Source organism: Roseobacter cerasinus, from assembly GCF_009811755.1.
Taxonomy (GTDB): Bacteria; Pseudomonadota; Alphaproteobacteria; order Rhodobacterales; family Rhodobacteraceae; genus Roseobacter; species Roseobacter cerasinus.
Map to the genome: position 1 here is coordinate 382,923 of NZ_BLIV01000001.1, position 13,415 is coordinate 396,337.

Below are 13,415 nucleotides of genomic sequence, written 5' to 3' on the forward strand. Positions count from 1 at the left end.
TTTTCAATTTGAGCTGTTTTTATTTGACGCCCGCGGGCGACAGCGTGCCGTTGTGCGTGTGCTTGCGTTTTGGGTCATAGAACGGCTCAATGTAGTCAAAGACATCTCGCCGACCTTCTTCTCGGATCCTGTACTTTCGCCGCCTGACCTTCTCGCGCTTCAATAGCTGGAACCGCATTATCATGGCAATTGCCTCTGCGGCTCATCGCATGTTCCAGATTGTGCTCGCGCGGGAATGCCGCCCATTTACGACTGGTAAATTGGGCACCCTGATCTGAGTGGATCAGCAAGCCCGGCCCCGGCTTCCGACGCCAGATGGCCCTGAGCAAAGCCTGCAAGAAGAGTTCTGAGGTTTTGCAGGGTTTGATCAAATTTTCGGTTTCAACGCAAATGCGTCAAAGACACGAAACTGATCCTTTGGGAGCCTGCCAAAGGCAAAGCACCACCGGATTTTTCTGCACTTTGATCAGCGTGTTTTAGGGTCGCCGTTCGCGGGGAAAATTAGCTTACGCTTTAAGGTGATGCGAAGCGCTCAAACATCTCCGGCAGCAACGTATTTCGGTAGAGGCCTTCAAAGTCTGCCGGTCGAATGGCCGCCGGTTGGCCAGCGCGACCGAGCATGCGGAAAAATGACTCCCATTGCTTGGTGGTGAGATCATCCAAAGCCTTTTTCCCCTCCAAGAACGCCATGAATTCTTTTTCCGGGATCAGATCGTCGCCATGCTTGGCAGCCATGCCAGTAAGCGTCCTCATATAATCCGCCAGCAGACCTTCATCGATCATGCCATTTTCATCGTACACCATTGTGCGCTTGCTCGGACGGCGTTTCGCCATTTCGTCGAGAGGAATGCCGCGACCCAACAGGAGATTTTTTAGTCCGCCAAATTTGAAGGTCGACCCAAGGGTTAGAAACAGCGCTCGAAATCCGCTCGTTTCAAAGGTTTGCCAGCCTTTCAGATTTTCTCTTAGCCCGGCGCGCGCGAGGTCATCGCCCAGGTTGAAGGGAAGGATGTGCTTTTCCATATCCGTCAGTTTGAGTTGTACGCCTTCACGCTTCTCGTCCTTGCGATAGCCTCTGAGCTGATTGACTTCTTTCTGCGTCAATATCCATTCGCTCACAAACCCTGGATGCCCAGGCGACTGATAGCCGGGCCAAGGGTATTTCTTTTCATCCAGAATAGCCTTGGCCGCTGCGATCAAATCGGCGCGGGTGACGCCGTCGGGGTCTTTGGTCAGTATGTCGCGGGCGAAGACCCGGCCCTCGCCTTCCAGGTCGGCGAAGACGGCGCCATCGGTTATGTCGACGATATAGACCGTTTCACCATGCGCAACACGGATCAGCTGGTTGGGCACATTTTCATCGAAATGCGCAGCCTTCCACGGATCACCAAGCCCCATGTCGCGAATATGCTGCTTGCCCCATATGATGATGCCATTGGATTCGAGCGGATGCTCGTCCGGCGCCTCAGCTGCAGAGGTGCCGACATATTCGTAGGTGTTGACCGTCTTCCGGGTCTCCAGCCAGTCGCGCAGTTCCGGGCAGTGCAGGTAGAGCAGCTTTTCCTTATCAACAGCTTCGACCAGATTGATGGCCGTCCAGCTGACTTCGTCGGGGCGCCATTTCTCGGTGAGATAAGGGTTCTTGCGGATGCGGCTGGTGGCCTCCTGCACAAAGGTCTGAAAGCCTTCATTGGTGATCGCCAAGCCGTCAGGCTTATGCTCATTCAAGGTCAGCCCGATGATCGCATCCAGGGTTTCGATGCCTGCCGGATAGAGTTTTTCAAGCTTTGCAATCGTCGCTTTGGACGTCTTGCTTGATGGATCGAGGAAGAGGTGCTCCCACGTCTTGCTTGGCGGGATGTTATGGGCCCGCTGATAATCCGTCCAGGAGGGTGTACCCCGCTGCCGATCTTTGCGGATTTCCTGCTCCAACATGTTCATGACGCCTTCTTCGGTCGCCATGTTCCGGAAGAAATCGGCCGTATTGCCGGCAACAGGTGCGCCCAGACGGGTGTTCATCATGTAGTAATAGACCGCGCCCAGCCCCTCATTCTTGAGGAATTGGTGGCCATCGAGCTCGCGCAAGTTCATCATATTCACTTCGCGCGTGCCGTCTTGGGCGATCTCTCCGATGGGCGGACACTTCAGCTGATCGACCCAGATTTGGTGGCCAAAACGGTAAGCCTTGCTGAAGAAATTCCCTTTGATTTCCGGCTTGTTCTTCTCAACCTTCCCGGCGGCAATACCGTGGGCCACAGGATCCGTGCCTTGTTCGGGCCGGTAAATCTTCTTGTCGAAATGCGGCAGCTTGCGTTCCGCACGACCGAACAGATTGGCATTCAGCCCGTTGACCACGGCTTCATTGGCAAACAGGGTGTGTGTCCAGGTGCCGGTGTGGATTTTCACATATGTCATGGTGATCACGCGCCGCGCGATCTGGAAAATCTGATTGTCTGACCAGTCCGGGTAACGCTCCTTTAGAACATCCGCGACCCAATTGTGATGGCGCGCATAAAGCGTGTGTTCAGCTTCCAGGGGGGCCGTCATGTTGCGCCCAAAGCCAGTAACAATCTGCTTTTGCAGCTGGCCGTCTTCGCCAACGGGCACCTCTTTCAGCGGAAGAAATCCGCCCGAGCCGTCGTCTTCGGTTTCTTCCAGATAGAGCTTGCCGCCTGGCACTGGCGTACCGTCGGGACGGGAGCGCACTTCTGCAAGCGTTTCGATGTCGCTGCCATAGAGGTGGCTCATGTCCCACCAGACAGTGGTGCCATGCATGCCTTCGCCATCTGCGCGCAAGGCATGCGGTGCATCGGACCGGCTCCAATCAAATTTCACGCCAAGTGCGGCCCATTCGCTGTTTGGGTCGATGGGGATGGCGTGTTTCAAAGCATTATCAGGCGCGGTTTGCGCCACATCATGGACCAGTTGCTGCAAGTGGGCCGCAGCATGAAAACTGGCCGTCATGGCTTCGATGGTTTTGCCATCGCGATAGCCAAAGGCTTTCACAACATCGGCTTCGCTGGGCAATTCTGGATTCTGGGATTGGTCTTCCGGGCGATAGCCTTCTGTCAGGCCGTGATCGACAAACTCTTGACCGACACGGCCTTCACCAGGGCCAAACCGTGTATCAAGATGCGCGCCATCGGGGGAAAAGCCAGAATCTGCCCATTTTGGAGTGGCGCCCTTGGGCAGCTGACCGACAATGTCACCGCGTTCGCCGTCAGGGTCGCGCTCGCCCTTCTCCATCTGCGTGCGCGCATCGCCCAAAGCCGCGAGCCGCAGAATGCCAAGTTTGCGCTGTGTCCACCGGCCTGCATTGCCGGGCGTCGCGCCGGAGTTTGCCCAGGCACCAACGGGACCCAGCGCCAGAGATACCAGAGAATCCTTGAAATTTCGTGCCTTATCCAGCAGCGATTTCTCCGGGATATGATCGCCTGGGCGCTTGAAATCCGTGCACAGCACCCACGCGTTTTTGTGGCCGTCATAAGCCTTGGCCGGGTCGGTTTCGAGGTAGTCTTTCGTCAGAGTATTGGGCCGCAGGACGCCCGCGCCGCTATTGCCATCCACCCGGTTTTTCGCGATCTGGTCGCTCCAGAATTCAGCAAACTTGTGGCTTGGCTCTTTCTGAGCGGCCTTTTCGAACCAATCCGCTGCCGAGAGAAAGTCTCCGACATTGCGGAACGCGTGCGCGGCGAGTGCATAATCCTCCGCAGTCGCATCACCGTTTTCATGGCGCTCGACATAGAGCTCTATGGCTGTTGTGAAGTTGCCCGCATTGATGTTTTCAAGCGGGTCTTCAGATTTAAAATCAACCCGTTGGTTGTGCTTTGCGGCGACAGGGCACCCGGACATATCATTCATTGCAACCTCCAAAAAAACTTGGGTTGAGGTGCGGCAGGGCACCAAAAACCCTGAATAAGCTAAAAAAATGCGACAGCAGTCAGCTTAAATTGGCAGCCTGCTTTGGACGTATTCTAGTTTATTCGCCCGCTCAGGGCGACAATTTTTTCTGGCATAACGGGAATACTCTCAATCTCGACACCGAGAGCATCGTTGAGCGCACTCACAATGGCGCTCGGTGAAACCACGGCGCCTGCTTCGCCGACGCCCTTTGCACCACGAGGTCCGAGGCCATCGCCGGACTCGAGTAGATCAACGGTAACATCTTTCGGAATGTCGAGGCTCGTCGGGACGCCATATTCATGCATGCCTTGATTGCGCACAATCCCTTCGACAACTTCCACCTTTTCAAACAGAGCCTGACCAATCCCCATCGCGATACCGCCGACAAGCTGGCCTCGGATGATATGCTCGTCATGGATCTTTCCAACATCATGGCAGGCTGCATAGTTGAGGATTCGAACCTCCCCGGTCTCTGGATTGACGGCCAGATCGCACCCGTGGCTGGCATGCATGAAATCCACCGGGCCAACCTGGTTGCCGGTTGCGCTCAATATGCGGCCCCGTGGCAAATGTGCTTCTCCAACTGCGGCGATCTGTCCAGTCTGATGGGATGATGCCAGAGCCGCCCAGGAAATTGTCTTTGACGGTGCCTCAGTGACGGCAAACCCATCCTTGATCACCATCACCTCTTCGGGGCTGACGCCAAGCGACCGGGCCGCCAATTGTCTGCCCGTGGTCTGAATGCGGTCAACGGCGTCCAGCACCGCTCGACCTCCCATGTAATAGCTGCGGCTGCCGCTGACCCGGGGCAGATAACTGTCGATGCCGAAGGGGAAATGCCGGTTCTTGACCCACGCCGTCGTACCATTCGCCGCGCGGAAAATTGGGCTGGCCAGCCCCAGTCGGCGGAGCACCTGCATCAGCGGCTTGTCGTCGCGCAGCACCTTCGCACCCGACATTTGCAGGCGTTCGATGAGCCGAAATCCCCGCGCGCGCCACCGCCCCGGAGCGCGTCCCGAGGACATCAGATCTCCGGTTGGATCATCAATCGCTGCCTGATCCACGGCGTAGACGGGCATCCGAGACAGCTTGAATCGCTCCATGACGAGCCGGGGCAGGCCCCGCGTGAAGCCTGTCCCGGCATCTCCGATGTCCGAACCGATGTGCCACGTCCCTGCGCCATCAACGGCTATCCTGGCCACAAAGCGGTCCACCAAACCATAGGGATAGCCGTATTTTGCATGCGTCGCAGCAAACCCGCGGCCGATACGCCAGTTTTTCGATGGGGGGTCGGGTCGGTCGCCAAGGCGTTTGATCACCATGTCCATCGTGGCAGACAAGACCTGCCGGACTTCAGGTGCAGCCCGTTTGGTGCCGGTTCCCTCTATGTGGCGCGACAGGAAGTTCGTCTTGCGCATGGCCACCGGGTCGAGATCCAGGGCTCTGGCGGCCTTGTCCACTATGGCTTCTATGCCAAAGGTCACCTGTTGCGAGCCATAGCCCCGCATCGGCGCAGCCACCAGGTTGTTGGTGACGACACCGCGCGCCCAAACGCTCACATTCTGGATGTCATAAGCGCCCTCCGCTTCAACCGCCAGAAGCGAAACAATCGTGGGCGTGAGGGCTGAATACGCTCCGGCATCTGCAAGCAAGTCCGCTTTCAGGGCGACGATCCGGCCATCTTTCATCGCACCGAGGGTATAATCGCCTGTGAAAAAGTGCCTCTTGGAGCTGCGTCCAAGCATCTCCGCCCGGTTGAGGACAAGTCTGACCGGCTGGCCCGTCTTTTCGGCCAGCAGCGCCAGATAGCCCTCGGTATGTGTCATAAGGTACTTGCCGAAGGAGCCGCCCATGCGCGGCGCGACCACCCGTACAGATGTTTCCTCACGCGACAACAGTCTTGCGACAAAGCGGCGAACGCGGTGCGGCGTTTGCGTCGGGACAGCAAGAACGAGCGTGCCGTCCTCCATCCACGCGCTTCCCCCTTCCGGCTCAATGCAACTATGATCGCTGTTGCCACAGCCGAACCGTCCACTGACAACAAGATCGGCCTTCTTGAGCGCCTCCTCAGCGTCCCCATGCTCGGTTCTGAGATCAGCAATGATGTTGCTCTTATTCGGATGAACACGCGGCGCAGACGACTCCAGAGCGTTCCGCGCGTCAGTGACGGCAGCGCGCGGACGATACACGACCTTGATCCTTGCCACCGCGTCCATGGCGATGGCTTCGGACTGTGCGGCAACCAGCGCAATGGCGTCCGAACGGGACCGGACACGCCCGGATGCCAGAAAAGGCTCATCGTTGTCGATGATCCCGTTGCCGCCCTGGTTCTTACCGGGAATGTCAGTGTGGGTGAGCACAGCTTCGACCCCTGGGAGGGCCTTGGCTTCCGACGTGTCTATGCTCAGGATGTCGGCAGCCGGCCACTCGCTCCAGAGAACCTTGGCCACGAGCGCCTCCTGTTTCCACGTATCCGTGGGATAGCGGCTGATGCCTTCCATGCGATCGCGAAGGTCGCGTTGTCCGGCATCGCACTCTGCTGCGCTGGTACCCTCCCGGGCCGCCTCCAGGGATTTGACCAGCGGGTCATAGCCCGAACAGCGGCAGATATTTCCAGACAGCGCGCGCCGGGCGTCGGCATGTGTCAGCGAAGGGTCGCCCGAGACATGATGCGCGGCAGAGACCATGACCCCGCAGGCGCAATACCCGCATTGAAACGCCTCTCGCGTCACGAGTTGATCCTTTAACGCCTTCACCTTATCTGCATCCACGGCCACCGGGTCGTGCTCCAGCCCCGCTGCAGTGGTAATCCGCTTTCCAGACATTTGAACAGCGAGGGTGAGGCAGGAACACACGGGTGCCCCATCAACCAAAACGGTGCAGGCCCCGCAAACGCCTTCGCCGCAGCCGAAGCGGACGTCCTTCAGGCCCAGGTCGTGATGCAACAGTTTCTGAAGGGTCGTCTCAACCGGTATCGAGAGCGTCTTTGGCTCTGCATTGACTGTCACATCAATGGTGATCCGGTTTGGGTTATCCTCCGTCACGCGAACGAAGCCTTTTCCAGAACGTCGCTGAGACCGGCCCTGATCAGACTGCGCTTGTAGCTTGAGATATCAGTCTCCACCGACGCGCCACCATTCTCTTCGATGGCAGTATTGGCGGCTTTCACGATCAGGGCATCCGTCAAAACCTCCTGGTCAAGAAGAGCTTCGACCGCGGTCAGGCGGCGTATGGCGAAAGTGTTGCCTCCGACTGCGATCCGCGGCTGTCTGGCCCTGCCATTCTCCAATACAAGGGAAACCGCGATGTTCACGATGGTTTTGCCAGCGCTCTTGCGCCACGCGAATTTGCGATAGGCCGAGCGGTAGCCGGGCGGCATGCGGATCTCTACCTTCCTGATCAGACTTGCCTCCGGCAGCCCCGTCGCGAAGAGCTCATCCATGGCGCGGCGCTCACTGCCTTGCGCACTCTCCAAGACAACCTCCGCGCCGCACGCCAGCAATGTGGTCGCCAGATCGAACGCGCTGGCGAATTCGCCGGGTGACCCGGCCCCAGCAAGACCCGCTGACAGACTGCCGCCCAAGGTGGCCGACCGTCTGACCTGTGGCGTCCCCAGATGGCTGGCCGCAGCGCTCAATCCAGGGAGATACGTGTTTGTGTCCGGTGCCCGCGCGATCCAGTCGACCGATACCATGGCACCCAGCTCTGCGAAGTCTTGCGTGCAGTGGAAGGCGCGCAAGTCGGCGATGTCCGAGATATCGACCAGAGCCTCCGGCGCATTGGCGCGCAAGGTCATCTCCGGGACGATGATTGTCCCGCCTGCAAGCGGCGTTGCGCCCTTGCCGATCCATTCCATGGCTGCTTCCACCGAGCTGACGCGCACGTAGTCCATGTGACCCTCGGCCTAATCCTGAACCCTCGCCTTGTCGACCAAGGCGAAGTCCAGAATTCTGGTTTTCCCCCACCAGACCTTCCCGAGGTAAAGGCCAGGCTCTATTTCACGTATTTCGTCCCTTATCTTTTTGGCGAAAAACGACGTTCTTGAGTAATCGATAACAATCGTTTCTTTCTCATCGATCCAACTGGCCTGCTTGTAGACCTTGGCGATGACAAAGGTGAGGCTGAGAGGCGTAATCTTGTTAATGAGTATGCCGGTTTCATGGCGTGGCGGCATGAGATCAAAGACCTTTCCCTGCCAAGCGAAGAGCCGGACGAAGGCCGCGAATGACTTTGATAACAATGACCCCGTGAGTATTGCCGTCCCGCGTGTGTCACCGCTCGGGATCGTTCCGGCTGACGCTTGCTTGTAAATCTGGTCCAGCTGTTCTCTGGACAGACCCAGCCACTCTTTGACGCGCGTATTCATGCCGTGTTGCATCCCGATGCCGGAAGCTCTGTTGCGGAAGCAGGCGGTGTCTCGTCCGGTGGATTAGAATAAAGGCGAGACCATTCGAAATCGAGGCAAGCAACAGAACACTATGGAAGGGCAGCATCCGTATCGCATCTAGGTTTAACCCACAGGTCTTGTGGAAGAGATACGACGCATACCCAAGAAATAACTGGTGTCATGTTAGGCCGTGTGGAGGCATTTGATCAAGATGAAGATTGCGGATGAGCTGGGTGGCTCCTGATCTACCGGCATCGAATGTGCCAAGGTGCAGTTTTCAGGGACTGCCAGGAAAGCAGCGCCCCAATGACAGTAATGACCCTCGGCCTTGATCTGGTCAGGGATGTTTTCAAGTGCACGGTATTTCGGAGAACGGCTGCGCTATCTTCAACAAAGCTATCAAGCGTGCGAAGCTGCTGGCATTATTTGAGACGTTTCCGCCCTGTATCATCGGCATGGAAGCATGCGGATCATCCCACCATTGGGGTCGCCAGCTTGGGCATGATGTGAAGCGCCTGCCCGCCGGCTAGGTCAAACCCTGCGTGAAGCGGGGCAAGAACGACGCTGTGGATGCTGAGGCGATCTGCGAAGCAGTTCGACGCCCGACCATGCGCCTTTTCGAGATCAAGACTGAGGATCAGCAGGCCATTCTCTCAGGCCATCTGAGCGTGTCGAACAAACCCAAGAAGCCAATCTTGAGACTTGGAATGCCGCTTTTTTGTCAAATCAAATAGGAGGATGACCCGGCGCGAACATCTGACCTCCCGCGCCGGACCTGACCACATCAACTTATCGATCACAGACATACAGAGTTAAAAAAAAACGTCATTTCTAAAGATAGGCAATAGATTGCCGATTGATTTCCAACTAAAGATGATTCCAAAAATTATGTAAAAAAATCAAATAAATACACGGATAGGGTGAATATGAAGATTGCAATACACGCAGGGATGCACAAAACCGGCACATCATCTTTTCAGGAAAACCTGCGCCGAATGAACGCACCAGGTGTCCGATCATTTGGGCCAGAAGCTAAGGAATTCTTTTCAGGCGGCTTTTTGAATAAAAGCTGGATATCTGCTAAAATCCAAGAGGCGGAACAGGACGGAGTAGAGGTGCTTGTTTTCTCTCATGAGGGGCTTTCAGTTGCGCCGCCCTCTGACCTCAAGGTATTCACGGAAAACCACGATCCGAGATTTGTGATTACGTTCCGGCACTGGTGTGGCTACTTGCACTCACGATGGGTCCAGAATGCCAAGATGCGCGATGCGGAATCATTCTGCAGCTTCATGACGCGCATTGACGACAATACACCCCAACGGGCATGGATTGAGTTTGACAAGGTGATTGTCGCCGCAGAGGAAGCAGGCTTTAACGACATAGTGCCGATTTCCTTCGACAAAGTAGTATCAGACGGTGGGATCATTGCCGCGCTATCAGAAGCGTGCGGCGTGCCTGACGGGGGAGAGACCCGTGTCAACACATCCTCTGTGAAGGTTGACATAGACATGTTGCGTCTCTTCAACGGCATCCGGGGCGGGGGCGTTGCAGACGCCCTAAGTCCTATGCGCGTTCGCCTTGGAAACGGAGGCGCCCGGCCCCGCATCTTCGCGCAGACGCCGATAGTTGGCGGCTTGCTTCTGAGAAATCCCATCTTGGCAGAAAAGCTGCGCTCCATGTTGGACAACACGCGTGCAGAAGTGACGCTGGATCCTTCCATGTTCGGCGGTTGGCAAAGTCACTTTGAGCGATCTATTGCGAGATACTGCAACGACCATTCAGCATTTTTTGGAGAGGTGAAGGCAGTGACCCGCACATACTCCACTCTTGAGATCGAAGACATCCCTGAAAGCCTCAGGAAAGAAATGCGAACCGCTCTGTGGCGCGAGATCCTTAGAGTCAGGGTTGTCCGGTCGCGCTGGCTTGGGAGGCTAAGGCGGGTCGCTTTCCGCCTTATGCCCAGCTATTCCTAGGCTAGAGCATTGACTGGCACCACTTTGGACGCGTGGGATTCCCATTGGATGATCCACGGCTGCATGGCCGTTTCCATTGTCTGCGCAAACGCAGCCAGTTCCCCGACAATCTGCTCTTCCAATGCTGCCGGGTCGCCGGCATCTTCGGGGATAAGCTGTGCCGTGATGGCACCAGGTTCAGGTGCGCGATCATCGTAAGCACCGACTTCAGGCAGCACACTTTGGATCTGCTCACCATCCTGCAGGCCAAAGGTCGCCAGAGCGCGGGTTCGGCCTCCCTCCGAGATCACCGCGCCCTCCTGGTACTGCACCCGCAAAGGCGCCAGCGTGATCGGGGTCTTCCATGGGTCGTCATAGTGAGCCTCAACACGGAAGCGGGACGCGCAGGGCTCGCAGATCTCCGCCACCGGCGTATTGGGCTGCGTCGCGGCCACTTGGGTCGCCGTTGAAAAGCTGCCTGGGCTCTGGGGATGAGATCCCATCAGCCGATCTCACCGTAAATGGCAGACAGATCATCCGCGAGTTGCGCGGCCGTGTCGGCCCCTTTGATGGTTCGAAGGAGGCGCCTGCGGGCCGCTGACTTCGATGTGGTGTGTATGGAAGCGCGCCAGGTGAATGCGGTGCTGTCAGCAATGCGGAACCAAACCGACAAGACGGATGCCCGAGGGATCGCCCAAGTCCTGCGATCAGGCTGGTATAGCAAGGTCTTCATCAAGAGCCAGGAGGCACATGCCTACCGGACGAGGTCTGTGGGTGACGCCTAATATGTCTGCTGTGACATCAAGCGCGAGACGAAGCGGGGCGCCCCACATCCTATCCGACACATGCATGCAGCGGTCCAACCGAACCGGGCCACCAATGACTGCGAAGAGAAGCGTAACCCGGATGAGAGACAACGATCTCAACAAGACGGAGATGAAACGATGAAATGAACTTGACCCAAACGCCCGATTAGAGAAGCCGACTTTGAGCGTTGCCTCACCGAGGTCTCCTTTTGGAGGCTACTAGACCAAAGACAGAAGCGTCCTTGGCGCGTAAATCGGTCATTTTCAACGGCTGCAAAGATGCTAGCACGTGACACTCGACCTGGGATTCTTCTCAAACTGACACTAAGGTACGTTGCCGTTGGGCTGCACTGACCCCCTTCCTAGCAGGCGCGATCACCAGTACCGCCAATTTGAAGATTTCGACCAGATCAGAGCTTTACGCCTTCCAGCAAGATTTCCCGAAGCGAGCGTTTGGTGTCTTCCCACTGTTGGTTTGTCAGTTCCAGATCGTCGTTCAACGTTCTGATTTGGTGTTTGAAGTCTGCGTAGTGCTGCGTGGTCGCCCAAATTGCATAAAGCAGATGTCGCGCGCTGACGGGCCTGATCTGCTTTTGGGCGATCCAGTATTCGATCACCGCTATCCGATCATCGGTCCATTGGCGCAGCTCGCCTTCCAAGTAGTCCTGCACAACGGGCGCGCGCTGAATGATCTCGTTTGCCCAGACTTTGGAGCCATGCGGGCGCGTGCGAGCCAATTCGAGCTTGGTTTCGATATAGTCACCCAGAGCGTTCATCGGGTCGCGTTCTGGCGACAGGACGTCCGCCGCCTCGCGCCAGACATTGAAGATATTTTCGACCACATTCCGGTACAGTTTTTCCTTGGTCTGATAGTAATAGACGATGTTGGATTTCGGCAGGCCGGCTTCAGCGGCGATCCGGCTGAATGACGCGCCAACATAGCCATAATCGGCAAAGACGCGTTCAGCGGCCTGCTGAATCTGCGCCCTTGTTTCTTCGCGATGACGGATCTGTATTCCGCTGCTTTGCTTGTTCACGCTGATGCAATCCTCTGAACGGTACGTCGCGCCGAAGGACGGGCCGTTTTGAACATCCGATGCCAATCAGACTATCAAGCCCGAACCGATTTGGAAACTTTCTGCACGATCGTGCAGATAATTCTTGACCGGGCAGGTAAATGTTTTCAGCATTCGCGCACATGGCATTGGTGGGGAGCGGAAGACACTGCCAACAAACGTACAATCGACCCGCATTGGAAAACGCGGGCCTGACGCGGTGTAACGGGGCGGCGCCAGCCAGCCGAGCGCAATGATCACACCACGCATATACGAACACACAAAAAAGCCGAACAGGAGAGGATAACATGTCAAAAATAATGGTAGCGAAAAGGGCGTTGCTTGCCGCCATGGTCGCAGGATCGACTCTTTTAGCGGCAGGAGTCGCCGCCGCAGAAAAGGTCAAGGTCGCGGCGATCTACACGCTGCCCGTGGAACAGCAATGGATCAGCCGGATTCACCTTGCGCTGAACACCGCCGCCGAGCGGGGTGACATAGAGTATGTGTTCTCAGAGAATGTCGCCAACACCGACTATGAGCGCGTGATGCGCGAATATGCGGAAGCCGGCCAGCAATTGATCGTCGGCGAAGTTTTTGGGTTGGAACGCGCCGCGCGCAAAGTGGCGAAAGATTACCCGGAAACAGCGTTCCTTATGGGGTCGTCTTTTGGTTCCGTCGCGCCCAACTTTTCGGTGTTTGACAACTGGATTCACGAACCGTCCTACCTGTCCGGCATGGTCGCCGGGGCCGCGACCGAGTCCAATGTGATCGGCATGGTCGGTGGCTATGCCATCCCCGAAGTGAACCGGTTGATGCATGCCTTCATGGACGGTGCACGCGAAGTGAACCCGGATGTGAAATTCATCGTGAACTTCATCGACAGCTGGTATGATCCGCCAAAGGCCAAGGAAAGTGCATTTGCGATGATGGATGCAGGCGCTGACGTCATGTACGCCGAACGCTTTGGCGTGTCCGACGCCGCGGTTGAGCGCGGGGTGAAGGCCATCGGCAACGTGATCGACACCTCTGGCGACTATCCCGGCACGATCATGGCCTCGGCGCTTTGGCACATGGAAGCGACCATCGACAAGGCTGTGGCGAATGTGGCCAGTGGCGCCTTCGAAGCCGCCGATTATGGCCAATACAGCTTCATGGCCTATGGCGGCGGGTCGCTTGTCATGGACGAAAGCCTTGTATCGGCAGATACCGCAGCTGCCGTCAAAGAACGTGAAGCTGAAATTCTGGGTGGTCTCTTCCGTGTGAACGTGAACGATGACCGTCCGGTATCCGACAACTGACGACTTTCGGGCTG

General features: G+C 56.9%; 8 protein-coding genes and 2 pseudogenes. 3 read left to right on the plus strand and 7 right to left on the minus strand.

Annotated features, from left to right (window positions below):
* Window positions 1-19: 19 nt before the first annotated feature.
* From So717_RS01930 to So717_RS01950, 5 genes and pseudogenes are all read right to left on the minus strand, one after another.
* Window positions 20-347, minus strand: a pseudogene (locus So717_RS01930) (DDE-type integrase/transposase/recombinase); the annotation flags it as partial.
* 166 nt (window positions 348-513) lie between these two features.
* Window positions 514-3,903 carry a peroxidase family protein gene (locus tag So717_RS01935; RefSeq protein ID WP_159974517.1) on the minus strand — a complete coding sequence of 1,130 codons (3,390 nt, stop codon included), beginning with the start codon at window positions 3,901-3,903 and terminating at the stop codon, window positions 514-516.
* 71 nt (window positions 3,904-3,974) lie between these two features.
* A complete protein-coding gene (locus So717_RS01940; RefSeq protein WP_159974518.1) occupies window positions 3,975-6,947 on the minus strand; it encodes a molybdopterin-dependent oxidoreductase in 2,973 nt (990 codons plus the stop codon).
* A complete protein-coding gene (locus tag So717_RS01945) occupies window positions 6,944-7,795 on the minus strand; it encodes an FAD binding domain-containing protein (protein WP_159974519.1) in 852 nt (283 codons plus the stop codon). Before So717_RS01945 ends, So717_RS01940 begins: the two co-directional genes overlap by 4 nt.
* 12 nt (window positions 7,796-7,807) lie before the next feature.
* Window positions 7,808-8,269, minus strand: coding sequence for a hypothetical protein (locus So717_RS01950; RefSeq protein WP_159974882.1), 462 nt, complete (start codon window positions 8,267-8,269; stop codon window positions 7,808-7,810).
* 327 nt (window positions 8,270-8,596) lie between these two features.
* Between So717_RS01950 and So717_RS22715 the strand changes: the two are divergent.
* Both So717_RS22715 and So717_RS01960 read left to right on the plus strand, forming a co-directional pair.
* Window positions 8,597-8,952, plus strand: a pseudogene (locus tag So717_RS22715) (IS110 family transposase); the annotation flags it as partial.
* Window positions 8,953-9,216: 264 nt separating this feature from the next.
* The gene (locus So717_RS01960) at window positions 9,217-10,263 is read left to right on the plus strand and encodes a hypothetical protein (protein ID WP_159974520.1); all 1,047 of its coding nucleotides are present in this window, start codon (window positions 9,217-9,219) and stop codon (window positions 10,261-10,263) included.
* On the opposite strand, the gene So717_RS01965 is transcribed toward So717_RS01960, so the two are convergent.
* Entirely contained in the window at window positions 10,260-10,745 is a 486-nt protein-coding gene (locus So717_RS01965; RefSeq protein WP_159974521.1) for a hypothetical protein, read from the minus strand. The genes So717_RS01960 and So717_RS01965 overlap by 4 nt on opposite strands.
* A 713-nt stretch (window positions 10,746-11,458) precedes the next feature.
* Window positions 11,459-12,085: a TetR family transcriptional regulator C-terminal domain-containing protein gene (locus So717_RS01970; protein ID WP_238840604.1), complete on the minus strand. Its 627-nt coding sequence runs from the start codon at window positions 12,083-12,085 to the stop codon at window positions 11,459-11,461.
* Between the two features lie 326 nt (window positions 12,086-12,411).
* Between So717_RS01970 and So717_RS01975 the strand changes: the two genes are divergently transcribed.
* Entirely contained in the window at window positions 12,412-13,401 is a 990-nt protein-coding gene (locus So717_RS01975; protein ID WP_159974522.1) for a BMP family protein, read from the plus strand.
* The last annotated feature ends 14 nt before the right edge of the window (window positions 13,402-13,415 follow it).